The organism is Acinetobacter lwoffii (genome assembly GCF_052078135.1).
GTDB lineage: Bacteria > Pseudomonadota > Gammaproteobacteria > Pseudomonadales > Moraxellaceae > Acinetobacter > Acinetobacter lwoffii_Z.
Map to the genome: position 1 here is coordinate 158,154 of NZ_JBQGUZ010000002.1, position 25,327 is coordinate 183,480.

A 25,327-nucleotide genomic window follows, 5' to 3' on the forward strand; every position below is an offset into this window, starting at 1 on the left:
ATTCAGACTGTATATTCAGTGAAATAAATATTTTTTCGGGCAGAATTAAAAAAAAGAGGGAAATATTAATGCGCAAATTAGACCGCATTGACCGCATGATTCTGGATATCCTGCAACGCGATGGCCGGATTGCCATTAGCGAACTTGCAGCACGCGTCAATCTATCGACCACGCCCTGTTCAGAACGGGTAAAACGGCTGGAGCGCGAAGGCATCATCATGGGCTATTACGCCCGTTTAAATCCGGAAATGCTGGAGCGCAACCTGCTGGTTTTTCTGGAAATCAAGCTCTCCGCCAAATCAGGAGATGTCTTTGATCAGGTGGCACGTAATCTGACTGAAATTCCGGAAGTTCTGGAATGCCATTTAATTTCCGGTGATTTTGATTATCTGGTCAAAGCGCGCTTAAAGGAAATGAGTGCTTATCGCCGTTTGTTGGGAGATTTACTGAAAAAACTGCCCGCTTCTGCCTCCTCGCACAGTTATGTGGTGATGGAAGAAGTTAAAGAAAGTTTATATCTGGACTTGGGTATTTAGTAATGATGGCTTTTTAAAGCTACGGGCAAAAACAACAAAGCCCCAAACGGGGCTTTGAGATCGAACATTGATTGAACTTATTAAACCTTAAGCAGGAATGCGGAGTACCTGTCCCGGGAAAATATCATCTGCATCTTTGAGCAAGGGACGATTAGCTTCAAAAATCTTATTATACTGATTGGCATCACCATAAAATTCTTTTGAGATTTTTGACAGACTGTCACCTGATTTCACCGTGTAGAACTTACTTTCCGGCTCAGGACTGCTTACCGTAAGCTGATCATCCACTTTGGCCACATGATCAATATTACCCACGGCCAAAACAATCTTTTCACGATCGGCCTGGCTTTGTACCTGACCTCTGACCGTCGCCAGATCCGAAGCGGAATTATAACTAATGGATAAGCCAGTGATCGGAAGGCCCAGACTTTTCACATGGCCGAGTAATTTATTTGCCACTTCCTGAGCAGAGGGCTCTGCAGGTTGTGCTGCAGCCGGCGTTGTCGTTGTAGGTGCAGCCTGTGGTTCCGCAGCAGCTGTATTCTTCTTACCGATACCTTTTACAAAATCAAAAAGACCCATAGCGGACTCCATTCTTGTTGTTAATGTCACATCACTCTTATTTTTATAATGAAAACTCTATAAAGATAGTTAGTCATTGGTGATAGAAAGGTAATGGATTGTAAAACCTCCATTCATGTGAAAGGCAGACACAAAAAAACCACCTCGAGGGTGGTTTTTATGTTCAGCAAAGCTGAAATCGGCGATTAACCTAGTTTCTTAGAAACGTAGTCAATTGCAGATTGAACAGTTGTGATTTCGTTAGAATCTTCATCAGGAATCGTGATGTCGAAATCATTTTCGAAAGACATAACAAGTTCAACTAGATCTAGAGAATCTGCACCTAAGTCATCCATGAAAGACGCTTCGTTTTTAATCTCTTCGATTTTGATACCAAGTTGTTCTGCAACTGCTTGCTTAACACGTTGTTCGATATCGCTCACAGGAATTCTCCTCATTGCTTGTGGCGTTTTTAATGCCGTTAGTTTAATTGAATCTAAAAAATTTGGAAAGTTTATACTTGAGCTTAGCTCATGTATAAGCCCCCATTTACATGCATAACTGTACCAGTAATGTAACTGGCTTTATCTGAAGCCAGGAAACTTACGGCATTTGCGATATCCTGCGGATCACCTAAACGGTTTAACGCCACCTGTTCAGTCATTTTTTTACGAGTTTCTTCGCTTAACTGCTCAGTCATTTCAGTCGCAATAAAACCTGGTGCTACCGAGTTTACGGCAATCTGACGGCTACCCATTTCTTTGGCAAGGCTACGGCTAAATGCTTCAATACCTGCTTTGGCAGCAGAATAGTTGGCCTGGCCCGGGTTGGCAAAGTGTGCCACCACAGAACTGATGTTGATGATGCGACCGAAACGCGCCTTGGTCATGCCTTTGAGTACACGCTTAGACAAACGGTAAACTGCTTTCAGGTGAATATTTAAAATATCATCCCAGTCATCTTCAGACATACGCAGCAGCAAATTGTCTTTGGTAATACCCGCATTATTGACCAACGCAAGGACTGGACCATAGTTCTGTTCGATGTCCGTTACCAGCGCATCAATCGCAGCACCATCACGTACGTCGAGTACTTTTCCAGCGCCATTATCAGCAAACTGTGCAGATAATTTTTCCGCACCTGCTTCAGACGTTGCAGTACCTACGACAAAATAGCCGTCTTGAATCAACTGCTGTGCGATCGCAGCACCAATACCACGACTTGCACCTGTTACCAGAGCAACTTTACGTTCCTGTGTCATGCACTTTTCCCTTCTGCCGCCAATACGGTATTTAATGCATCTTCCAGACGGGATTGACTGTCCAGTGGAAGTGCTTTTTGAATATTCGGCAAGCGTTTCGCCAAGTTGGTCAATACATTACCCGGACCACATTCTACGATGTACTCAACACCTTCATCTTGAAGGAATTGTAAAGTTTTAGTCCATTGTACTGACTCATAAAGTTGCGCGGTCAACGCCTGACGCAATTCATCTACACTGGTTGCCGCTTGCGCGCCCACATTTTGTAATACAGGAATGCGTGGCAGCTCAATGGCGGTTTGTTCCAATGCCGGAGCAAACTGCTCAGCCGCAGGTTTCATCAATGAACAATGCGATGGAACCGATACTGGCAATGCAATGGCTTTTGCGCCGTTTTCTTTGGCCAATGCCATCACTGCTTCAACGCGATCTTTATTACCCGCAACAACTACCTGCCCTTGGGCATTGTAGTTTGCCGCTTCAACAGAACCTTCACCTGCTGCCGTGGCCTGTGCACACAGCTCAATCACTTTGGCATCATCCAGACCCAAAATGGCAGCCATTGCACCGACACCCTGAGGTACAGCCGTCTGCATCAGTTTACCGCGCAGGTTCACCAGCTTCGCAGCATCACCTAGGCTTAAAGCACCCGATGCGACCAGTGCGCTATATTCACCCAGTGAATGGCCTGCCAGATATTTCGGTGCTACACCGCCAGATTCCAACCACACGCGCCATAAGGCAATACTTGCAGTCAGCAATACCGGCTGGGTAAATTCGGTTTGATCCAGCCCTTCGCCACTTTGCGCAATCTGCCACAGATCAAAACCGACGGCTTCAGATGCTTCTGCAAATGTCTCGCGAATACTTGCAAACTGTTCTGCAAGCTCAGCCAGCATACCGGCCTTTTGTGAACCCTGACCCGGAAACACAAATGCAGTTTTTGTTGCTGGCGCTGCTTGTTCGAGTGGTGTAGCAGACATAATAAAATCCTTTCATTCAAGAGGTGTGCTTCTTCAATCCTAACAAGAAGACTGACCAATAAGACCACCTAAATCATTGTGGAGCGCAATTTAGCATGTAATTTTGCTGGCGGTAATTGCCAAATACAACAAAAAACCGATACACCTAAAAATCAAAAACAAAAAAAAGGGAGCTAAATGCTCCCATTTTTTCTACTAAGCTTGACGCTTAATACATCACCAATTATTCAGCAGATGCTTTAGCGAATAATTGACGACCACGGTAGATACCATCTTTAGATACGTGGTGACGACGGTGAGTCTCGCCAGTAGCTTGGTCTACAGTTAATGCATTCTCGGTTAAAGCGTCATGTGAACGGCGCATGTCACGGCGAGAGCGACTTTTACGGTTTTGCTGAACGGCCATGATGGCTCCTTACAAAGATCGAAAAAATGGATCAGAACAAATTCGATTGTCTTATACACAAGAGTATAACACAAAAATTAGTTAAGTTTACCCTTCAAAGCAGCCAAAACTTCAAACGGGTTGTCCCGTTTTTCTTCAGCCACTTCTTCTACGGCAGGTTGATGCTTATGTTCACAAAACTCATGTTTAGGCGACAACGGCATCAACAATAACAGTTCATCTTCTATCAGCGCGAGTAAATCAGCGGTCGCAGGTGCATCATAATCACCTTTGGTCGTTGCTTCACTTTCACCTAGGACGATGAAATCAGCATCCTCATCCAAGCGCTCTATCAGTGACTCATCATCCACAAGTGCCAAATGGAACGATGAAACCAGCTCAATTTCTACAGTTTCCAGACAACGCTGGCATTCCATAGGAACTTTTGTTTCAACGTGACCATCTAGCCATGCAATACGATGATAGGCATCCATTGATAGCTTACAGTCTATGTTAATCAATTGATCATCAATTGATCCAACAGCTTCACGAGCGATACGAACAAAGCGGGATAAAGGCAGTTGACCTGACCATTTAAAGCCCTGTTCAGCCCATTTAAACGGCTCAATCTGTGCCGGAAAGGTATTTGCTGACATAATTAAGGCGGCAATTCTACAAATTCATCAGTACTCTGTCAAAGATTAAGATACAATTTTGTACTTATTTCGACAGACCATTTGGGTAACTCAAGTCATGCATCTGTTGCAGCCGCAAACAGAAGTGAATGTTTCATCACTCGTTAGCACAATTCCAAGCCTTGATTCTGACAGTTCAACACAACAAGTGCAACTCTCGCCATGGGCGAATTTATCGTCAGAAGCGCAGCAAGTGGACTGGCTCATCTTACACTTTAATCACTGGTTTTCCCATTTAAATGTCACTTTAGTGCGCGGCGAATTTGAACCAGAATATTTCCCTGCCAGCGTAGACTGTCCTGCCCGGATCCAGTTTGCGCATGGTTTCTTTAATAGTGCTCTGCATGAAATCAGCCACTGGACCATTGCCGGAGACAAACGCCGCCTGCTACCTGATCTGGGTTACTGGTATGCACCGGATGGCCGTACCCGCGAACAGCAGGCTTTGTTTGAACAGGTCGAAATCAAGCCACAGGCAATTGAATGGATGTTTGCCCAGGCTTTTGGCCGTAAATTCCGGGTTTCTTTGGACAATCTGACTGGCGACGGCGGTGATGGCGCCAGCTTTAAAGATAATGTCTACGCTCAAGTACAGGCTTATTTTAATGGTACAGCCAAACTTCCACGTGATGCAGCGCGCTTTATCCAATGTATCTGTATCTACATCAGAGGTGGCAAAAGTTTACAATCTGATGAATTTATACGTGAAATGCTTGATTAAATTACACAAATCTACCTTTTTTATGATTGCCAGGTCTTGCCTGAGCGCCACATAATAAGCCATCAGCCCAAGCTTGGAGTAGTCTCTATGCTGCATTTACGCGTACACCCAGACAATCCGCAACCCCGCTTAATCAGTCAGGCAGTGGAACGTATCCGTGCGGGTGATGTGGTGGTCTATCCCACTGATGCTGCCTATGCGATTGGTTGCCAGATTGGGAACAAGAGTGCCATGGAGCGGATTGCGCAAATTCGTGGTCTGGGCCCAAAGCATCAATATGCGATTCTGTGCTGTGATTTGTCCGATATTGCCACTTATGCCAAGGTGGACAATGCCATGTACCGTTTGCTGAAAAATAATACACCGGCCATCACCACCTTTATTTTACCTGCGACCAGCGAAGTTCCACGTCGTTTGATGCATCCTAAAAAGAAAACCATTGGTCTACGCATTCCGAATAATCCGGTGTGTCAGATGTTACTGAAAGAACTCGGTGAACCGTTGTTGACCTCTACCCTGATTTTACCGGGTCAGACTGACCCACTCGATGATCCTTATGATATTGAAATGCAACTAGGCAAACGCATTGATGTTTTTGTAGATAGCGGTTTAGGCACCTTGAGCACGACCTCTATTGTAGATTTATCCGGTGATCATCCAGAAGTGATTCGTCGTGGTATGGGAGATGTCAGCGCCTTTGAATAAATGAGGTCTGAGAATTTCCCCATAAACATTGAGGGAGTCAGAATAAATGGATTTATTTTACTTGCTCCTAAATCAGCATGAATTTTCTGTACAGGATTTGATCTATGCAGAACTGCCTTGGACACTGCAATCCAAGGCAGTCATGGTCGAAGCACATCCTTCTCCCCATCTCACTATAAATATTGATCATACTGAGTACCAATTTTTCCTGACGTTGGCTCTAGTGAGACAGTTGTTGCAGATCTATTCAAACCAAAATGTATGCCTGGCAGAAACTTGCCAACGTATCATTGAATTTGCGATCAAGGAATACAGTCATTCCTCACCATGAAAATCTAAAACAGCATATGGTGAGAGGTTGCAATTCTATTCTTTTCAATTCGGCATAAATGCAGTGGCTGGCAAAAACAGTTTAGGAATCTGAACTACGCTCATAATGACGAACCGCAATGAAATTTGGACATTGCGATAGCTTCTGTTCATGATGCATGAGCTCTTGACCCAGTTTATTTTTCAGATACACATGAAAAATAATCTGATCTTCTTCCAGTACATTCAACATCGCTGTGCGTGCCTTGGGTTCCATGACTTTAAAGGAATTGATTGACTCACAAGACATAGCTTGCATATCCAGTTTAACCCGCTCATCCAGCTGGTCGCCCTCATAGGCCATATGCCGCATGTAAAAACGGATATTGGGATATTGATCCAGCACACTAAAATCCATTTTCATGGCCTGCATGACAGGTCGGGCCTGTTCCGCAAAAGCTGAAAATCCGCCTGATTTCAGCCCTGTGCGTGCTTCATCTTCAAGCTGCATAATCTGATATTTGGGATAAGCCCAAAATCCCCCGAATGCGATCATCCCAATAACAACCAGAATAAGTGGCATGCTTTCTTCACCTTTTTATTGATTTTTGTGATTCTTGACTATTTTTCGAGAGTATAGCGGGATTTTTGACCAAAAATTATAGGGAAATATTTTATTAATACTTATTAATTTTATGTTTTTTAATGGAAAATCCGTTTGAAAATCATTCAATATCTGCCAGCTAGATTATTTCTTCTTTTGATGAGAATAACTTTATTGATCGAGTTTTTTAAGTGAATCAACTGGCATCATCTACCAGATAGGCTTAATTATGAGAGCCAATTTAACGTGAAAATCACCGCTGCATTTCCCGCCCTGTTCTGCCGTTTTTCTCATTGCTATTTTTAAATCGTAGATAAATTCCATTATTTTTTTAAGTTTTTATGGCTTTGACGGCTTATTTAATTTATTTAAAGTTACTTTTCCAGTACAATGACAACGCTTAATCTTGTGCTTTTCTTTCGATCAGATACCGAAAATCAAGCCTTTGCATGCCTTTGAAAATTCGCGTGGCCTATAATTGTAATGACTCAAATTATCCATAACACTATGGAATCTGCTCCGCACATTCGGGTTCTGGATGAATGGCAGGATACAATTCCAGAGGATCTGTACATTCCTCCAGCGGCATTTGAAATCTTATTAGAACATTTTGAAGGCCCACTCGACTTTTTAATTTACCTGATTCAAAAAAACGGTTTTGATCTGTTACAGGTCGATATCGCGCCGATTGCAGCGCAGTATTTGTCTTATATGGACGCGATGAAATCCCTGAACATCGAGCTGACGGCCGACTATATGGTGATGGCAGCCTTACTGGCAGATCTCAAATCACGTTTGCTGTTACCGAAACCGAAAAGCCTGGTTGCGATTGAGCAGGATCCAAAACAAGAACTGATTGACCGTTTAGAAAATTATTTAAGAATTAAACAGGCAGCAGAACGTCTGGGCCAAATGCCAATTCTGGAACGTGACACTTTCACAACCAATGTCAGTCTGGGAGACATCCAGCAGCCGAATGAAGGCTATTCAAGCAATTTATTGCGTGATGCCTTGCTTTGTATATTTAACCGTCCTGAACCCGTGATTCATCAGGTGCAACAGGAACCGGTACTGCTGGAAGAACGGATTGCCTATATTGAAAGTTGTATTGAAACTGGCGCAATACTCAGCTTTAAGGACTTGTTAAAACCGAGCCAAGGCCGTATGGGTATGGTGGTGACCTTTATGGCGGTACTGGAACTGACCCGACAACAAAAAATTCAGATTATTGCTACAGGTATTGAAGCCCCGCTCGCAATTCAAGGAGCCAGTCAATGACACTCAATCAAAATACGCTGTTATCTGCAGAAGATAATCTGCATGAAGTATTAATGCAGCTTGAAGCCATTATTTTTGCCAGCGACTCTGCGGTTTCATTGGCTCGTCTGAAAGAAGCTTTTCAAGATCGCTATAGCAAGCAGGAATTACGTCAGTATTTACAACAACTTTCCATGCTGATGCATGGCCGTTCAATCGAACTGATTGAAACAGCACAAGGTTATCGTTTTCAAGTGCGTGCAAAATATCGTAATATTATTGCACAGACCTGGCCTGAGCGACCGGCTCGCTTGTCGCCTTCATTACTGGAGACGCTTGCAGTGATTGCTTATCACCAGCCAGTGACTCGAGCGGATATTGAACAGATTCGTGGTGTTACGAATAACAGTCAAAACCTGCGTACGCTGTTTGACTGGAACTGGATTAAAGAGTCCGGATTTCGTGAACTCCCTGGAAGACCTGCGTTGTTAATGACAACGCCACAATTTTTAAATGCGTTTGGCCTGAATAGTTTGGGCCAATTGCCTCCCCTGCAGGATGCCAAGGAAGCTTTTATGGCCCTCGATGCGAATGCACCGAAGTCATAAATAGGTGAACTGTTGATAATTATTTCTAAGGTTATGCTGTCATGAGTGAAAAGTTGCAAAAGGTGCTTGCACGCGTTGGTTTGGGTTCTCGCCGTTATATGGAAGAAGTCATTGCCGCGGGTCGTGTAAGTGTCAACGGGCAAATTGCCCAAGTGGGTGAACGAATCGAACCAGGTGATGAGCTTCGCATCGATGGTCGTAAAGTTGCCTTCCAGATTGAAGACGAAATCCGTCGTCGTGTCATTATTTACTACAAGCCTGAAGGCGAGATCTGCTCACGTAGCGATCCTGAAAACCGTCCGACTGTATTTGAACAGCTGCCTGCTATTCCGGGCGATCGCTGGGTAATGGTGGGTCGTCTGGATATTAACTCGACGGGTCTACTTTTATTCACAAATGATGGTGAACTTGCGAATCGCTTGATGCACCCATCGAATGAAATCGAACGTGAATATGCAGTTCGTGTCATGGGTGAAGTTACACCACAAATTCGTAACAACATGCTCAAAGGCGTGGTGCTAGACGATGGTCCGGCAAAATTCGAATCTTTCTCTGAACTCGGTGGTGACGGGATCAACCGTTGGTTCCAGGTGGTAGTAAAAGAAGGTCGTAACCGTGAAGTACGTCGTATCTTTGAATCACAAGGCCTGAAAGTCAGCCGTCTACTGCGTACCCGTTATGGTACTGTGATTTTGCCACGCGAACTGCGTACCGGTCGCTGGATTGAACTGGATAAAAACGATATCGACAACCTGACCAAAGCTGTGGAATTGAAACCACGTCAAGGTACTGGTTTGTTTGGTATGGCGAAACGCCGTAATGAACGTATGCAGGACAAGCCGATGGCTGCACGCCGTGGCGGTTTCTTGCGTCAGCAACGTCGTGACAGTGATGAGCAACCACAAAATAATACTGGCCGTGAGCGTCGTGATGACAATGCTTATGGTCGTCGTGACAGAGCTGAAAACCAGAATGGCACTCAGTTTGTACGTCGTGAAAACCGTCCTGATCAAGGTTTCGGCCGCCGTGAAGAGCGTGATGAAAATGTGCCGCGCCGTCCATATGGCGTCAACAAAGGCTTTAAAAAGTTTTAATTAAGATAAATAAAAAAGTCAGGCACATTGCCTGACTTTTTTATGCCTTATGCATCAGGCACTTTGTGGAATCCCTTGCGGGATAGCACCGATTAAACGCTTGGTATATTCATGCTGTGGAGATTGATACAATTCATCTGAATTGGCGATTTCCACCAATTCACCATGATTCAGCACCATGATCTGATCTGAAATATATTTCACTACCGACAAATCATGTGAAATAAAGATATAGCTCAGACCAAATTCATCCTGTAAATCTTGCAGTAAATTCAGCACTTGCGCCTGTACTGATACATCCAGCGCCGAAACCGATTCATCACAGATTAAAATTTCAGGTTTTAAAGTCAGACAACGTGCAATCGCAATCCGCTGGCGTTGACCACCAGAAAACTCATGCGGATAACGATAAAAAGCCTGTGCAGGCAAGCTGACCCTCTCCAACAAGTCTAAAGCCATTTGTTTGCGTTCGGCATCATCCTGACCAATCTTGTGAATCTGCATCGGTTCCATCAGGATTTGTCCAACAGTAAAACGTGGATTCAGCGAAGCATAGGGATTCTGAAAAATGATCTGGATTTTACGTTGATACTGGGTAAATTCCTGTTCCGACATATCCAGAATATCCCGCCCCTGAAACAGTGCCTTACCACCTGTAGCCTGTTGCAGACGCATCAGTAATAAACCGATGGTGGTTTTACCCGAACCGGACTCCCCGACCAGCCCCAAGGTTTTTCCTTTGGCCAGCTGGAAAGAAACTCCTTTTACTGCCTGAAATTCATCTTTGCCAAACAGTCCTTTACGACTATAAAAAGATTTCTTCAGATCCCGTACATCCAGAATAATTTCCTCTCCACCCTTTAGTCCACGTGAACGTTGCGGAAGCTGAATATTCAGACGGATATCTTCCAGCCAGGTTGAACCATCCTGTTTCATAAAATCGCTGATCATCGGCAAACGTAACGGACGTTGCGACAATTGTGGACGGCAGTGTAACAAGGCTTTGGTATACATATCCTGAGGCCGATCCAGCACCTCCCGAACCGGACCCTGTTCACGGATTTCCCCATGGCGCATCACAATCACCTGATCGGCAATTTCACCAACCAATGCCAGATCATGGGTAATAAACAGCATCGACATCTGGCGACGCTGACGCAGCGATTCCAGCAAGTCCAGAATCTGCTTCTGAATAGTCACATCCAGGGCTGTGGTCGGTTCATCTGCAATCAACAGTTTAGGTTCACAAGCAATGGCCATGGCAATCATGACGCGTTGCTGCTGTCCACCGGAAAGCTGCCCCGGATAGGCATCAATTTTAGTTTCTGGCGCAGGGATCCCTACTTCTTTGAGCAGTTCCAGGGTACGTTGCCGCGCCTGTTTTTTATTCATGCCCAAATGTAGTTGCAGGATTTCTGCAATCTGCATGCCTACCGTAAATACCGGATTTAGCGAAGACATTGGCTCCTGAAAAATCATGGCAATGTCTTTGCCGCACATCTGGCGCATTTCACGGGTTTTAAGCTTGAGCAGGTTTTTCCCTTCAAAGATGATCTGGCTATCTTCTGAAATACGTGCGCTTTCTGCCGGAAGCAGGCCCATAGTGGCCAGGGAAGTGACCGACTTGCCACTCCCCGATTCGCCTACCAGTGCAACCGTGGTATTGGCCGGAATCTCGAAAGAAACTCCTTTTACGGTTTCAATATATTCTTTATTTTCACCTTTAAAACTGACTCGCAGATTTTCTACGCGAAGTAGCGCAGGTGCTGTGCTTGGATTGATTTCAGACATCGTTGCGCTCCTATTTCAGTTTTGGATCTAATGCATCACGGAGTGCATCGGTAAACATCGAGAATGCAGTCACCAATACCGCCATGGCGATTGAGGCTGCCGCCAGTTGCCACCATTTACCCAAAATCAACTCGCTTTGCGCTTCATTTAGCATACTGCCCCATGACACTACCCCGATAGGCACACCGAAACCAAGGAAGCTCAAAATGACTTCGGACTTGATAAATGCCACCACCAGAATAGACATCTGTACCAGGGCAATATGGCTGACATTGGGAAAAATATGCACAAACATACGACGCATATTACTCACGCCAATCGCCTTGGCAGCCAGCACATATTCACGTGCCGTATGTTTCATGTATTCGGCACGAACCAAACGGAAGACCCCGGTCCAGCCAGTCAGACCTAAAATCAGGATGATTGATAAAATACCTTTCTGCTGTAACACTGCGGCAATGGCCAAAACCAGCAACAGATAGGGAATTGAGGTAAAGATATTATAAAACCAGTTGAGGACATCATCGACCCAACCACCAAAATACCCTGCTATTGCACCCAGTGCAGTCCCAATCAGTACAGCGACAAAGGCTGCAATCAATCCAACCAGAATCGAGGTTTCAGCCCCCTTGATGGTTTTCTGTAAAACATCCTGTCCCCATTTATCTGCACCGAAGACCAGACTTTGCTTGAGTTCCCCACTTTCATCCATCAGCTGGCCACCGAGTTCCTGATTAATGGCCTTCATGTCTTCTGCCAGCGGATCGACCACTCCATAATAATCGATGCCTGCACCAGCACCCTGCTCAGCAGCAATTTCAGCATTCAATTCAGCAATGACATCTTTTAAGGGATCAACTGGATTGACCGGTAGAGGCACAGATTCTGCGCCCTGCTTTGGATCGGATGCAACCGGAACTGGCGCTGCACTGATAAAACTCGGCGGTGCATAGCTGACCGCCACTTCTTTATTCCAGTCTTTGGCAATTAGGCCGCTCATTGACAGTACCAGCAGCAGCAGATAAAACAGCACCACATACAGGGAAAACATGGCAATCCGGTCACGTTTCAAACGGCGCATGGCCAGTTGCCATAATCCTGTTGAAGCCGATTCAGGTGCTGCTTCAGCCGCTTGTTCTTTTTTAAATATCGCACTCAGCATAATTCACCTACTTCAACTGTACACGCGGATCAACCCATTTATAGATCAGATCGGCAATCAGGTTGAATATCATGGTCGCAGCAGCAACATAGACCGTAATGGCTTTAATCACAGGAAAATCGGAACGTTCTACCGCAATAATGACTTCACGGCCAATTCCAGGAATACCAAAAAAACGTTCAATCAGGAAAGCACCGATCAGCAGTGCCGGAAGTCCTGCCATGACATCGGTAATAATCGGAATCGAGGCATTGCGCAAGACATGCACGCCCATGATACGGTTTTCACCCAAGCCTTTGGCACGCGCAGTACGTACATAGTCCTGATTGACTTCATCCAGTACAAAACTACGATACAGGCGTAGTGTTGGTGCAATACTGACCACCAACATAATCAGCACAGGTAACAAGGCATATTTGAAAAGGTTGTCAGCGAAATTATCACTCCAGCCCTGTACCGGAAACCAGCTCAATTCATAAGCCAGGAAATACTGGAACACGATGATGTATACCAGAATACTGATCGACATACCGATCGTACACAGCATCATGATCATGCGATCAGTCAAAGAACCACGAACCGAAGCCACCCCCAAAGCCAAAATGATAGAAATAATAGTTTGCAGAATCGTCAGTGGAATCAAAATGGTCAGTGAGGGCCCCAAACGGGTAGTGATAATCTGTGCCACCGACTCCCCGGTGCTCCAGCTCACCCCATAATCAAAGGTTAAAATCTGCTTGATAAAGATCCAGAGTTGTACGTAATACGGTTGATCCACACCCAGTTGCTGACGGATGTTTTCAATCTGTTCCGCATTGGCCATTTTACCGGCCAGAATATAGGCAGGGTCTCCGCCTACCCAGTTAAACAGCAGGAATATCAGCAAAATCACCCCGAGCATGGTCGGGATCATTTGCCAAAGCCGTCGAATAATATATGCCAGCATCGCTTGCCTTCCTTAATTTTTTCCAGAGATTTCATTAAAGAAAGCTTTGCTGTCCGGATCACGACCCAAGAAGTCTTTCACCATTTGCTCGCCATGCTTTTGTCCGCCTTGAGCCAGGACCGTATTGCGATAATGCGCACCGACTTTTTTGTCCATGAGCTGATCGCCAAAGGAGGAAAGCATATCCAGGGCAATGACCTCAGACCACATATAGCTATAGTAACCTGCCTGATAGCCGCCCATCAGATGCCCGAACTGTCCCGGGAACTGCTGACCGTTAACATAACCCAAGGCAGTTTTACCTTCCATATCCTGCCAGAGTTTTAAAGGCTCAATGTTTTTTGCATCTTTACCATGCAAGGCCATATCATATTGGGCATATAAAGCCTGACGGGCATAATGCAGGCCTCGGCCGTAATTCTTCACATTCTTTAAGCGCTCGGTCATGGCAGCATCCACCCGAGGACATGCCGGCTCACAGTAATCTGCTACTTTTGACAAGGTTTCCAGACGGCGTGCCCACTCTTCATACATCTGTGACGGCGCTTCTACAAAGTCACGCTCTACCGAGGTACCAGACTGTTCCGTATAACGGGTTTTCGATAGAATTCCGTGCAAGGCATGCCCCATTTCATGCACAAAGGTTTCCAGTTCGTTGCTGTTCAAGCCCTTACGGTTAAAATTGGTCACCAGTACCGATACCGGACGACGCTGATTCAGGGTACTGCCACCATAAGCTCCCCAGACAGCTGCATGCCCATATTTGCCTTCACGCGGGTATTTATCGACATATAATCCGCCCAGGAATTCGCCCGTAGCCTTGTCATGTACCGCATAATATTCCACTTCATCATGCCAGGCCTTGACTTTCACCGGCTTGAACTCAATGCCATAGAGTTCCGAAGAAATAGCGAATAACCATTTTTGCGATGCTTCTGTCGGGAAATAATCCCGTAATTTTTCCTGGTCTACCTTGTATTTGGCCTGACGCAGTTTTTCACTCCAGTAACCCTGATTCCAGCGTGTAATTTCTGCTTTCTCTAGTGGAACTTTTAAAGTTTCAGCCTTGAACTGGCGTAATTGTTCTACATCCTGCTTTTCTAGAGGTGCAACTTTGGCATAAACCTCATCCAGAAAACCGTTCACTGCTTCCGGAGTTTTGGCCATGCGGAATTCAAGCGCAGAATGGGCATAGCTTTCCTTGTCAAAAAGTTGTGCCATTTCATAACGCAGATCAATGGCCTTTTTCATGAATTGCAGGTTTTGTTCAGTCCCGCGACGCGTGTAAGCGGTCTGGTAACGTTTGCGTGCTTCATCACTTTCTGCCAGCTCCATAAAAGGCTGGTATTCCGGATAATCAAAGCCGAGCAGATAATTGCCCTTTTCATTTTTCTTTAAATTTGCGATATAACTTTCTGGTAGGCCTTTCATTTCAGCTGGAGTAAATTCAACTTTTTCAGGGTTATCCCGCACATTTTTGGAAAAATCCTGCCCCAGTTTGGTACTTTCTTCAATAATTTCTTTCAGTCGTTTCTGTTTTTCTGCACTGAGTTGTACCCCGGTGTTCTCAAACTGCTCCAGAATATCTTCTAAAAGTTTCTGATCAATCGGATCACTGGCTTTCAGTTTCTTGAACTGGGCATACAGTTTCGGATTCTGATACAGAGTGGTCTGGTATTTGCTGATTTTAAGTTCACAGTCATCGGCTGCCTGACGCAATGCAGGATCCGGATCAACATTACTGTACAACCCTACTGCAGCACCGAAATCACGGGCTTTGGCATGCAATTCATCCCATTCAGCCAGATAAGGCCCGGCCTTGGCTTTATTTTTAATTTTCTTATTTTCAAATATCTGGATATCTTTTTGCATGGAGGCCAGACTGGCATCACATAAAGACGGAATTTCTGCAGCCTTGAATAATGGCAGCAGCTGTACTTGGGTATCTGCCGCTACACCTTGATATCCCCCCATCATCATTAAACATAAGGTACTTAATTTTAAAGATTTTGATTTCATATTCATCTCCAGATTTTTTCTTACTTTTTCGTATTAATATCGATATACATCCATTCTGAAGACAGAATCGGATGGGACTTATGTCCAATAATTTGGGGTTGGGTCAAAGCGTTACGGTAGGTGCTATAGAGCATCAGGGTCGGCATGTTGACTTCCAGAATTCGGGTCATTTTGCGGTAGAGCAAATCACGCTCCGGTCCAGGCGGCATGCTCTGGGTTTGTTCGTATAGACGGTCGAATTCAGGATGCTTGAAACAGGCATTGTTGGTGACATTGATATTCTTGCCATAGAACAACTGCATAAAGTTGTCAGCATCCGGATAATCGGCAATCCATGCAGAACTCTTAAACATGGTTTTACATTGCTTTTCCAGCTTGATGCCTTCAGCGAATGGCATGGCCTTACTGGTCAGCTGAATATGGATACTGTCCAGGGTCTTTTTCCAGAATTCACCCTGCTGCTGGCCCCGACTGGTATTCCCAGTAATCAGTTCAATCACCAGAGGTTTACCTTCAGGCGTCTTTCGCCAGCCATCTGCACCGATCTTGTAGTTATAGCGGTCGAGCAACATGTTGGCTGCTTTGACTGAATAGGGAATACTGCTTTTATAGGACGGTGAATAGCCTGCTACTCCTGGGGGAATAGGCATGTGCAGTTTTGCTCCATCTCCCTTAAGTAATACATTGATCATGTTTTCCACAGAAAATGCCATCGCCATGGCACGACGTAAGGCAATTTTTTCTGGCGCGAAACCACCCACGACCGGGTTTTGCATATTCCAGTAATGGTAGCTAATGGAGGGCTCTAAAATACGTGACAGCTTCACTCCCTGCTGAGCCAGCTCAGGCTTTAATTTGTCACCATCGAGGGCCTGTACGACGATATCGCCCTCAATTTCGAGCAGGTCCAGTTCATTTTTCTTAAATGCCAGCATCCGGGATTGCGCTTCTTCAATAACACGCACATCAATAGTGCCGATTTGAGGCATTTTTTTGCCCTGCATGGCTTTTACAATAGCCTGATCTTCTGCACCACTGGCTTTAAAGTCCCAGACAAAACCACGATAAGCTGGATTTGGTTTTAAGATAATCCGTGAGCCTGGTGTCCAGCGACTGAGCACATAAGGACCAGTTCCCACTGGCCTATTCATGACCCAACCCGCTTTGTCTTTATATTTTTCAATCACTTCACGAGCTACTGCAGCGGCAGGCCCATGTGCCAGCAACATCGGAAAGTTCTGATCCGGATTATTCAGCTTTAAGACCAAGGTATAGCGGTCTGGGGTCTGAATACCTTCAAACGGATTTTCATAGGCTTTGCCATTCTTTTTGGTTAGAGCCGTCCATGCTTCCAGCCCCTTGATTCGGCCATCCAGCAACCAGCTGTTCGGTGAATGCAGTATTGGGTCCAGTAGACGTTTCAAGCTATAAGCATAGTCATACGAGGTCAGTTCACGTTTTTTACCGCCAAAGACCGGATCATCGGCAAAGTAAATGCCCTTTTTGATTTTGATGGTATAAGTCAGGCCATCCGCACTCACTTGAGGCAGACTGACTGCAGTCAATGGCACTAATTTTGCCGGCGAGGCCAGATAATCATAGGTAAATAAGGTCTCAAAAATCGCGGCATTAATCTTGGCTGAATAACGGTCATGGATATAACCAGGATCAAAACCGGTTTCAGCTGCCAGAAATACTGTTTTTAAAACCTTATTCGGGTTGGCAGGATTGCTGGCCCATGTCGGTGCACTCCCTGCCATCATCAAACCGGCCACTAACACCCCACTGGCCAGTTTTTTTAAAGTATTTTTATTCACATTCATACTGGTTCTTAATCTTCTCAAGTTATTTTTTAACAGGTTCAATATCCATATATTGCCAAACTGCTCTGGTCACCGGATGGGCTTTAAAGCCCTGTACATGCGGATGAATTAACCAGTTACGTATACGAGTATTGTGCAGAATCCATGGATTATCGGCCTCCATCTGGCGGTTCATCTGCTCATAATATGGCGTCCGCTGCTGCGGCGGCAGTTTCATCGCGGTCTGGTACAATGCGTCATAGGCTTTTGAGGTATAGCAACTCAGGTTGCCTTGCTGCGCATTTGGCCCATACAGTAACTGGGCAAAGTTTTCCCCTTCCGGATAGTCTGCAATCCAGGCTCCCCCCCACATCATATGTTTGCATTGGGTGGCTTCTTTTAGATTGTCAGCAAAATTACTGACCTTAAACTCAATTCGCACCCCGATCGCATCCAGATTCTTTTTCCATAACTCTGCAGAAATCACCGAAGAGCTTGAGCTGGTTGAATTCATTTTCAGTATCAAAGGTTTGCCATCGGGCAAGGTTCGGTAACCATCAGCACCTTTCTTATAACCAAAGCGGTCAAGCAGTTTATTGGCGAGTAATGGGTTATAAGCAATACTGCTTTTATACTTCGGGTCATGTCCACCCACTCCCTCTGGCAAAATCATTTCAGCTTTATCGGCATGACCTTTGTACAACTGCTGAATAGCTTCTTTCTGGTTATAGGACAAGGCGAGAGCACGACGTAAGGCAATTTTTTCCAGTGAATTCCCACCAATTAACGGATCACGCATATTCATGATGGTATAGGTAATTTCCGGTTCTTTATTCGGATAATGCAGGATGCCTTTTTTCTTGTATTCGCTTTTCAGCTGCTTATTTTCCAGTGCCTGTTCGGCGCCGCTCGCAGTGAGTTTGTCATAGTCCAGTTGTCCAGACTTTAAAGCCAGCCAGCGAGACTGTTCCTCTTCAATAATACTGATTTTGATCTTGCCAATTTGCGGCATCTGCTTGCCTTGCATGGCTTTGACAATACGTTGATCCCATTCAGAACCATCACCCTTAAAGTTCCAGACAAAACCACGATAATTCGGGTTGGCGGTCAGTTCAATACGGCTACGCGGCACATATTTGTGTAACTGATACGCTCCTGTTCCAACCGGATGCTGACCTGCCCGATGACCATAATGTTCGATCGCTTCCCGTGCGGTACCACTAAAAGCCACATAGGCCAGAATATACGGAAAATTCAGATCGGAACGGGTCAGGGTAATTTGTAAAGTATATTTATCTAGTGCTTTTAAACCGGGAATAGGTGCATCGTAGTTGAACTTGCCAGTTTTTTTAGCCTGCTGGATGACCTGATCTGCCCCAAGGATTTTTCCCTCGATAAAAGAAAAAGAAGGAGAATGATTTTTGGGATCCATGATCCTTTGCATGGAGTAGATATAATCACGCGCCACCAGTTCACGCTTCTTGCCCTGAAATATAGGATCAGGACTAAAATAAATTCCTGGCTTGACTTTAAAGGTATAAACTTTGCCATCCTGTTCAACCACGGGTAAAGACTCGGCGGTATTTGGGGCCAAAATTGCAGGCCGGGCCAGATAGTCATAACGCAACAAAGGCTCAAAAATGGCCTCAGCCACGCTACCACTATAAAAATTATAGGTTTTGACCATATCAAAACCATCATCAGGCGCTTCGAAAGCCAAGTTTAAAACTTTATCCGGATGTGCAGATGATTTTGCCCAGGAGGTTTGCCCCGTAGTCATGGCCAAGGCCAAAATTGTCATACTGAAAAATGATGATTTCAAATTTGTACCTATTCTTGATCTTGAAGTTTTAATTGCTATAGGAAGTCTTTAACACATCATCCCATATTTGCTTCAATGGATGGGTCAAAGCTGGACAGATGGAATAAACTGAACAAAGCGAATTTCATGCCATCCTCAAAAAATAACGTTTTTTTCCTGTTATTAACTCAAAAAAGCTTATTTTTATTAATCATTTAAAACATTATCAATAACATAATATTTTCCATGAATCATTAATTAAATTTTTATCCTCAAAATTCTTACTGAAGTTCATTTCGCACAAAAATAACTCAACCCTGTTTCATCTTATTGCACTATTGTATACCTTTAGGTAAACAATAAATAAACACAAGTAATTGTATTATAAATAATTTATTTTAAAAAAATATTGTATATTTTATGTAAAAATTATGCACCATGATTAAACTTTATTCAATTTCCCTCTCATTTTTGGACTACTTTCTTATTCATTAAATATTTATTTATTGCTTTGACAGGGGTCTCACTTCCTTCTTTCTTCAGATTCGATACACAGACTTCTTAATTTTTCTTCAGTATCGCTCGATAAATTCAAACCTCATTCAATTAAATCAATATTTTTCAATAATTTAAAAATATAAAAATATAAAATTTTATAAGTTGGCATCCGCCTTGCTTAGATCAACCCAGCACTACTTCACATAACAAAAGGGTGAAATTTACGATGAAAAAAAATAAATTGGTCGGATCTATGGGGGCTCCAACCGTCAGCAAAAGACTACTCAAGTTAAGCGCACTCAGCTTAAGTATGATGTGCTTGTCTTTGGCACATGCAGCCGATGAACCAGAAAACTCTGCCGCTCAACCTACCAAGGTTCAAAAAGTGACAGTGACAGGTTCATCTATTAAAGGAGTAGCTGCACAAAGTGCAGCTCCTATTACTGTGCTTAAAGTCGAAGATCTGGTGAATCAGGGGGTCACCACGGTTGAAGAAGCCATTAATAAAGTAAGTGCTAACCAAGCTGGTTTTGCTGTTTCTCAAAATATTGGTAAAAGTAATACTTCAGGTTCTTCTGCCAACCTGCGTGGGATTGGTACTGATAAGACTTTAGTTTTATTAAATGGGCGTCGTTTGGCTAACAGCCCATTTAGTACTTCTGAAGTTAACCTGAATATTATTCCGCTCGCGATGGTTGAGCGAATCGAGATTCTGCGTGATGGTGCTTCTGCAGTATATGGTGCAGATGCAATTGCCGGCGTAATTAACTTTATTATCAAAAAGGAATACCAAGGTTTCGGTATTTCTGGTGGACTGCAAGCACCTGAAGAAAAGAATGGCGACAAATATGATGTCTCTATTTTCGGTGGTTATGGTGATCTGGATGAACAAGGTTTCAACGTTTACGGTGTAGTAGATTATCGTACTTCTGACATGATCATGGCCAAAGATCGTAAAGTCAGCCGTCGTGGTGGTTTAATTCCAGAGTTGAACATGGCGATCGGTTCAAGTGCCGGCTTCCCTGCCAACCTTTTAGATTCAGGTGTAGGTGTAGTTAACCCTTATATCAATCAAAACTGTAATAATGCACCAAATATGTTTGTATCTGGTACACGTTGCCTGTTAAACACTCAAGCACTCATTGGTATTACTCCAGAAGAAGAAACTTTTTCAGCTCTAGGTAAAGGTACCTTCAAATTAACCGATTCATTAACTGCGGTTGCTGAATATATTTATACTGAAAGTAAAGTAAAAACCTCGATAGCACCTGATGTATGGGGAGGTAGTCTTTCTATTCCAAATACCAGCAAATATTATCCAGGCAACGGCATTACACCAGACATCGCTGGTCTGGTAGATCCAAGAGCAGCACTTTATTTACGTTCACAATCAGGTAACCGTGTTTCTCAATCAGAAAATGAATCAAACCGCTTTTTTGCAGGGATTGAAGGTGAAGTCTACGGTTGGGATGTAAATGGTGGCGTTACTTATGCCAAAAGTGAAGCAACTGATAATTTCGTCAGTGGTTACCTGAATCAAAGTTTGGTTCAAGCCGCACTTAATGATGGCACCTTAAACCCATTTGGTCCTCAGGCCGCTGCAGATGCTGGGAAATGGTCTACTTTTGATGTGGCAGGCCCAACAAATATGGCAAGTCTGGATTCTACCACTATAGATTTCACCGTCAGCCGTCCAATCTATGAACTACCTGCAGGTGAAGTTGGATTTGCCTTGGGTGGTAGCTACACCACTCAGGACTGGGAAGCCAAGGTGAATGCCGATCTTGTTCGCCAGGTTCCAGGTTCTGGTATTGATCCAAATAAACCGTCAAGTTCAGGTGACCGTGATATTACTGCGGTGTTTACTGAATTACATGTACCGATCTTGCCGACTCTAGAAGCTCAACTTGCGGCACGTTATGATGACTATAGTGACTTTGGTGATACTTTCAATCCAAAAGTATCCCTACGTTGGGAACCGGTTAAAGAGTTAATGTTCCGTAGTTCTTATAGTACTGGATTCCGTGCCCCAAGTATGTGGGAAATCAACTCTTTACAAAGTGAAACCAATACTAGCACTAACTTCAATAACCCACGTTTTTGTGATGCTAACGGTCAACCGACCAGCACCCAATTTGCAGACCAATGTGGTATGCAGTTCAAGCGTAAACAAGGTGGTAACCCAGACTTACAGCCAGAAGAATCAACCTCTTTTACAGCCGGATTCGTATATGAACCAATCAAGAATCTGGTATTCACCGCTGATTACTACAATATTGACATTGAAGGTTTAGTCAGCTCAGTTACTCCTAATGACATTTTTAATGACCTTGATCGCTATGGCAATCTGATCGTTTACGCTCCAGATGGTCGTATCCAGTATTTAAATACAACTCTACAAAATATGGGTGGATTAAAAACTGAAGGGATTGACCTCAGCCTGAACTACTTAAGCCCAATGACAGCAACAGGCCGTTTTGGTTTTGGGATTGATGGTACCTATGTCATCAAAATGGATGAGCAAGAAGAACCAAACGGTGAATGGGAAGGGCTCGTCGGCATCTATGATGATCCTGCAGTCGTCCGCTGGAGACATATTGCCAATATCAACTGGTCTTATGAAGACTGGAAAATGAGACTAGAACAACAATATATCCGTGGTTATGAAGACTTTTCTCAAGAACGTGATGTAAGTGCCTATACGCTTTATAACTTTGCAGGCACCTATAGCGGATTCAAGAATTTAGAGCTAACTGCAGGTATTCGCAACATGTTTGATGCAGAACCACCTGCTTCTGATGCAACCAACAATGCTCAATATGGCTATGACCCTCGTCACGGTGATCCAATGGGCCGTACCTACTTCCTACGTGGTACTTATAAATTCTTTTAATTAATTACTTCGCAAACACTGCTGCCAAGCGGTGTTTGCGGTTTTCCCCGTTTAATTTTAGCCAAACAAAAAATAATGCTGCCTGTAACTAAAAAAATTTTCTCATCAGTGCACTATTTCCTGTTTGTCTTAAATTCTAGGAGTCATGATGGGCACAAAGTTTGAAGACTTAGAAAAAAACTCCGCCAAAAAACTGACTGGTATTGGGGTCGTTGTTTTTTTGCATATCCTGGTTGGCCTGGTACTCATGGCTGGTATGGCAAAAGACATTATTAAACCAACGGAACAGCCAGTTGAGCTAATGATTATTCAAGATATTAAGCCGCCTGAACCTGAGCCACCAAAAGAAACACCACCTGAACCACCAAAAATCGTGGAAAAAGTAGCACAAGTGCCTGAGGTGAAACCGGTTGAAAAAGTCGTTCCTGTACAGAAAACACTTCCAACACCAACCCAACCGACAACTGTTGCAGTACCTACTCCCGTTGCAGCGAGTCCTTCACCAAGTCCGGTAGCAGCACCGGCTCCAGTAGTCGCAGCCGCTCCAGCCCCAGCTCCTCCACCCGCTGGCGTAACTCGTGGTGTTTCACAAGGTGAAGCAGGTTGTAAACGCCCAGACTATCCACGTGATGCACTGATGAATGAAGAACAAGGTGAAGTCTTGATCTCTGTATATGTAAATACCACCGGCAAGGTCCAGGATGCCAAAGTGAAAAAGTCGAGCGGTAGTCGTGCGCTGGATCGTGCAGCATCCAAGGCCTTCAGCTTATGTACTTTCAAGCCGGCAATGAAAAATGGCGAACCGCAAGAATCTTGGTATGACATTCCATATGAATTTGTCCTTGACTAACAGATACAACAGATAAAGAAAAAAATCAGGAGATCCATGATGAAAAAATCACTAAAACCTTTAAAAAATATGACTGCTGCTGGTCTGATTGCCATGAGCACTTTATTACCTCTGCAAACAGTTTTTGCAGAACAGTCCGCTACCCCCAATACCAGTGCTGTCACTGAAACAGTGGTAACAACACCTGCAACAGCGGCTACACCGACCCCGCCACCACTGCCTGCTGAAGCTAGCGATGAAAAAGCTGGATACAATCCTTATGGCCTAGAAGCCATGTGGAAAGAAGGTGATATTGTTTCTAAAATCACTTTGTTTATTCTGGTGGTCATGTCGATCGGTACCTGGTATATCATGATCAGCAAATGTTTACAGCAAAGTAAGATCCGTAAGCAAGCCAAGGAAGCTGAACACCAATTCTGGGAATCATCTTCTCTAGATAATGCAACCGAGAATCTGGATGAAGCCAGCGTCTACCGTTTTATTGCGGAAAAAGGTATCAAGTCAACCAAAAATCATGGTGGCACATTACTTGAGCGTATTGATTTCAATACCTGGGTCACCATTTCGATTTCCCGTGCAATCGACAAAATCCAGAACCATCTGAGTGGTGGCCTGGCCTTCCTTGCGACAGTAGGTTCTACTGCGCCCTTTGTTGGCCTGTTTGGTACGGTTTGGGGTATCTATCACGCACTTACCGCGATTGGTGTTTCTGGTCAGGCTTCGATTGATAAAGTAGCAGGTCCAGTGGGTGAAGCACTGATCATGACAGCGATCGGTCTGGCAGTCGCAGTTCCTGCGGTACTCGGCTACAACTGGTTGACTCGCCGTAATAAAGCGGTCATGGAAGAAGTACGTACCTTTGGTTCTGATTTACACGCAGTATTACTCAGCGGCGAAATTACGACCAACAATCCTGTTAATCGTGACGTGAAGTAAGAGTGAGGTATCAGCCATGGGAATGATGGTCAATTCAAACGACAGCGATGATGAGGTAATTGGAACCATTAATACCACACCTTTGGTTGATATTATGCTGGTTCTGCTCATTATCTTCCTGATTACTGTACCGGTTGCCATTCATACCATACCAGTCGATCTGCCAGAAGAACGTAATGTCCCGTATGAAACCAAGCCAGAAAATGTTCAGCTGGCCGTCAATAAAACCGGCGATATTTTCTGGAATGAGTCTTATATCCCGGATAAGACGGTTTTACTGAGCCGATTACAGGCAGAAGCTCAAAAGCGACCTCAGCCTGAAGTGCATATCCGTGGTGACCAGATAACGCCTTATGAAGCAATTGATCAGGTGATTAGTACCACCCAACAGGCCGGTATCGGCAAAATTGCTTTTGTCACCACTCCGCCCGCTACACCTTAAGCACAAAGAGGGATTAAGTTTATGGGTATGAATGTTGGTTCAAATCAAGATGATGATGTGATGTTAGATGTCAACATGACGCCACTGATTGATGTCATGCTGGTCTTGCTGATTATGTTTATTATCACAATTCCTTTGCCGAATAACTCGATTAATATCGATCTACCGAATGGAACGCCTCCTGTAACCGATGAAAAACCGCCTGAGCTGGTGGAATTACGTCTGGATGCACAAGGTAAGATTTTCTGGAATGAACAGCCGGTAGCAAATACCCAAGCTCTGGAAAACTTATTCAAGACAGTAGCGCGAAAAGCGGATCAGGATCAGATTAAAATCAAGGCGGATCGTGCCACTGAATATAAACATATCGCTATGGTCATGGCGGCAGCTCAAAGGCTGGAGGTCAAAAAAATTGGCATTATGAGTAATAACAACTAAGTATTTTCAAGATATAAAAAACCCAGCATG

The 25,327-nt window shown here is 44.3% G+C and carries 25 protein-coding genes; 12 read left to right on the top strand and 13 right to left on the bottom strand.

Going from position 1 to position 25,327, the window contains the following annotated elements:
• The first annotated feature begins 68 nt into the window (after positions 1 to 68).
• A complete protein-coding gene (locus tag ACTL4S_RS01975) occupies positions 69 to 536 on the top strand; it encodes an Lrp/AsnC ligand binding domain-containing protein (RefSeq protein ID WP_004646102.1) in 468 nt (155 codons plus the stop codon).
• 87 nt (positions 537 to 623) lie between these two features.
• Here the strand turns inward: ACTL4S_RS01975 and lysM are convergent, their stop codons facing one another.
• The 6 genes from lysM to ACTL4S_RS02005 form a co-directional block, all read right to left on the bottom strand.
• Positions 624 to 1,118 carry a peptidoglycan-binding protein LysM gene (gene lysM / locus ACTL4S_RS01980; protein ID WP_004279231.1) on the bottom strand — a complete coding sequence of 165 codons (495 nt, stop codon included), beginning with the start codon at positions 1,116 to 1,118 and terminating at the stop codon, positions 624 to 626.
• A gap of 185 nt (positions 1,119 to 1,303) precedes the next feature.
• On the bottom strand, positions 1,304 to 1,540 hold the full coding sequence (acpP, locus tag ACTL4S_RS01985) for an acyl carrier protein (RefSeq protein ID WP_004646101.1): 237 nt from the start codon (positions 1,538 to 1,540) through the stop codon (positions 1,304 to 1,306).
• A gap of 83 nt (positions 1,541 to 1,623) precedes the next feature.
• Positions 1,624 to 2,358, bottom strand: coding sequence for a 3-oxoacyl-ACP reductase FabG (fabG, locus tag ACTL4S_RS01990; RefSeq protein ID WP_441298647.1), 735 nt, complete (start codon positions 2,356 to 2,358; stop codon positions 1,624 to 1,626).
• Positions 2,355 to 3,341, bottom strand: a complete 987-nt coding sequence (gene fabD, locus ACTL4S_RS01995) for an ACP S-malonyltransferase (protein WP_005247127.1) — start codon at positions 3,339 to 3,341, stop codon at positions 2,355 to 2,357. The genes fabG and fabD overlap by 4 nt, the downstream gene beginning before the upstream one ends.
• Positions 3,342 to 3,564: 223 nt before the next feature.
• The gene (gene rpmF / locus ACTL4S_RS02000) at positions 3,565 to 3,747 is read right to left on the bottom strand and encodes a 50S ribosomal protein L32 (protein WP_004279227.1); all 183 of its coding nucleotides are present in this window, start codon (positions 3,745 to 3,747) and stop codon (positions 3,565 to 3,567) included.
• A 77-nt stretch (positions 3,748 to 3,824) separates the two neighbouring features.
• On the bottom strand, positions 3,825 to 4,382 hold the full coding sequence (locus ACTL4S_RS02005) for a YceD family protein (protein WP_004279226.1): 558 nt from the start codon (positions 4,380 to 4,382) through the stop codon (positions 3,825 to 3,827).
• A gap of 97 nt (positions 4,383 to 4,479) precedes the next feature.
• Between ACTL4S_RS02005 and ACTL4S_RS02010 the strand changes: the two genes are divergently transcribed.
• From ACTL4S_RS02010 to ACTL4S_RS02020, 3 genes are all read left to right on the top strand, one after another.
• Positions 4,480 to 5,142 (top strand): elongation factor P hydroxylase, encoded by a 663-nt coding sequence (locus ACTL4S_RS02010; protein WP_004646097.1) that lies wholly within the window; start codon positions 4,480 to 4,482, stop codon positions 5,140 to 5,142.
• Positions 5,143 to 5,229: 87 nt separating this feature from the next.
• Positions 5,230 to 5,847, top strand: coding sequence for an L-threonylcarbamoyladenylate synthase (locus ACTL4S_RS02015; RefSeq protein ID WP_004646095.1), 618 nt, complete (start codon positions 5,230 to 5,232; stop codon positions 5,845 to 5,847).
• A 46-nt stretch (positions 5,848 to 5,893) separates the two neighbouring features.
• The gene (locus tag ACTL4S_RS02020; protein WP_311204299.1) at positions 5,894 to 6,178 is read left to right on the top strand and encodes a hypothetical protein; all 285 of its coding nucleotides are present in this window, start codon (positions 5,894 to 5,896) and stop codon (positions 6,176 to 6,178) included.
• An 81-nt stretch (positions 6,179 to 6,259) separates the two neighbouring features.
• Here the strand turns inward: ACTL4S_RS02020 and ACTL4S_RS02025 are convergent, their stop codons facing one another.
• Positions 6,260 to 6,739 carry a hypothetical protein gene (locus ACTL4S_RS02025; protein WP_441298648.1) on the bottom strand — a complete coding sequence of 160 codons (480 nt, stop codon included), beginning with the start codon at positions 6,737 to 6,739 and terminating at the stop codon, positions 6,260 to 6,262.
• Between the two features lie 504 nt (positions 6,740 to 7,243).
• Between ACTL4S_RS02025 and ACTL4S_RS02030 the strand changes: the two genes are divergently transcribed.
• The 3 genes from ACTL4S_RS02030 to rluB are packed head-to-tail and all read left to right on the top strand — an operon-like array spanning position 7,244 to position 9,719.
• A complete protein-coding gene (locus tag ACTL4S_RS02030) occupies positions 7,244 to 8,038 on the top strand; it encodes a segregation and condensation protein A (RefSeq protein ID WP_441298649.1) in 795 nt (264 codons plus the stop codon).
• The gene (gene scpB, locus ACTL4S_RS02035) at positions 8,035 to 8,625 is read left to right on the top strand and encodes an SMC-Scp complex subunit ScpB (protein ID WP_441298650.1); all 591 of its coding nucleotides are present in this window, start codon (positions 8,035 to 8,037) and stop codon (positions 8,623 to 8,625) included. Before ACTL4S_RS02030 ends, scpB begins: the two co-directional genes overlap by 4 nt.
• A 41-nt stretch (positions 8,626 to 8,666) precedes the next feature.
• A complete protein-coding gene (gene rluB / locus ACTL4S_RS02040; RefSeq protein ID WP_441298651.1) occupies positions 8,667 to 9,719 on the top strand; it encodes a 23S rRNA pseudouridine(2605) synthase RluB in 1,053 nt (350 codons plus the stop codon).
• 54 nt (positions 9,720 to 9,773) lie between these two features.
• Here the strand turns inward: rluB and ACTL4S_RS02045 are convergent, their stop codons facing one another.
• From ACTL4S_RS02045 to ACTL4S_RS02070, 6 genes are read right to left on the bottom strand one after another with little or no spacing between them, the layout of a single operon-like run.
• The gene (locus ACTL4S_RS02045) at positions 9,774 to 11,510 is read right to left on the bottom strand and encodes an ABC transporter ATP-binding protein (protein ID WP_441298652.1); all 1,737 of its coding nucleotides are present in this window, start codon (positions 11,508 to 11,510) and stop codon (positions 9,774 to 9,776) included.
• Positions 11,511 to 11,520: 10 nt separating this feature from the next.
• A complete protein-coding gene (locus ACTL4S_RS02050; protein ID WP_224216812.1) occupies positions 11,521 to 12,672 on the bottom strand; it encodes an ABC transporter permease in 1,152 nt (383 codons plus the stop codon).
• A 7-nt stretch (positions 12,673 to 12,679) separates the two neighbouring features.
• Positions 12,680 to 13,618, bottom strand: a complete 939-nt coding sequence (locus ACTL4S_RS02055; RefSeq protein WP_004279216.1) for an ABC transporter permease — start codon at positions 13,616 to 13,618, stop codon at positions 12,680 to 12,682.
• A gap of 12 nt (positions 13,619 to 13,630) precedes the next feature.
• The gene (locus tag ACTL4S_RS02060; RefSeq protein WP_224216813.1) at positions 13,631 to 15,637 is read right to left on the bottom strand and encodes a M3 family metallopeptidase; all 2,007 of its coding nucleotides are present in this window, start codon (positions 15,635 to 15,637) and stop codon (positions 13,631 to 13,633) included.
• A 20-nt stretch (positions 15,638 to 15,657) separates the two neighbouring features.
• Complete coding sequence (locus tag ACTL4S_RS02065; RefSeq protein ID WP_441298653.1) at positions 15,658 to 17,460, bottom strand: ABC transporter substrate-binding protein; 1,803 nt, start codon at positions 17,458 to 17,460, stop codon at positions 15,658 to 15,660.
• 22 nt (positions 17,461 to 17,482) lie between these two features.
• Entirely contained in the window at positions 17,483 to 19,240 is a 1,758-nt protein-coding gene (locus ACTL4S_RS02070) for an ABC transporter substrate-binding protein (protein ID WP_441298679.1), read from the bottom strand.
• 724 nt (positions 19,241 to 19,964) lie between these two features.
• On the opposite strand from ACTL4S_RS02070, the gene ACTL4S_RS02075 reads away from it, so the two are divergent.
• The 5 genes from ACTL4S_RS02075 to ACTL4S_RS02095 all read left to right on the top strand — a co-directional run bounded on the left by ACTL4S_RS02075 (position 19,965) and on the right by ACTL4S_RS02095 (position 25,297).
• Positions 19,965 to 22,631, top strand: coding sequence for a TonB-dependent receptor (locus ACTL4S_RS02075; protein WP_441298654.1), 2,667 nt, complete (start codon positions 19,965 to 19,967; stop codon positions 22,629 to 22,631).
• 148 nt (positions 22,632 to 22,779) lie between these two features.
• Positions 22,780 to 23,481 (top strand): energy transducer TonB, encoded by a 702-nt coding sequence (locus ACTL4S_RS02080; protein ID WP_004646084.1) that lies wholly within the window; start codon positions 22,780 to 22,782, stop codon positions 23,479 to 23,481.
• Positions 23,482 to 23,517: 36 nt separating this feature from the next.
• On the top strand, positions 23,518 to 24,417 hold the full coding sequence (locus ACTL4S_RS02085) for a MotA/TolQ/ExbB proton channel family protein (protein ID WP_253113744.1): 900 nt from the start codon (positions 23,518 to 23,520) through the stop codon (positions 24,415 to 24,417).
• Positions 24,418 to 24,433: 16 nt separating this feature from the next.
• Complete coding sequence (locus ACTL4S_RS02090) at positions 24,434 to 24,859, top strand: ExbD/TolR family protein (RefSeq protein ID WP_441298655.1); 426 nt, start codon at positions 24,434 to 24,436, stop codon at positions 24,857 to 24,859.
• Between the two features lie 21 nt (positions 24,860 to 24,880).
• On the top strand, positions 24,881 to 25,297 hold the full coding sequence (locus tag ACTL4S_RS02095; RefSeq protein WP_253148320.1) for an ExbD/TolR family protein: 417 nt from the start codon (positions 24,881 to 24,883) through the stop codon (positions 25,295 to 25,297).
• The last annotated feature ends 30 nt before the right edge of the window (positions 25,298 to 25,327 follow it).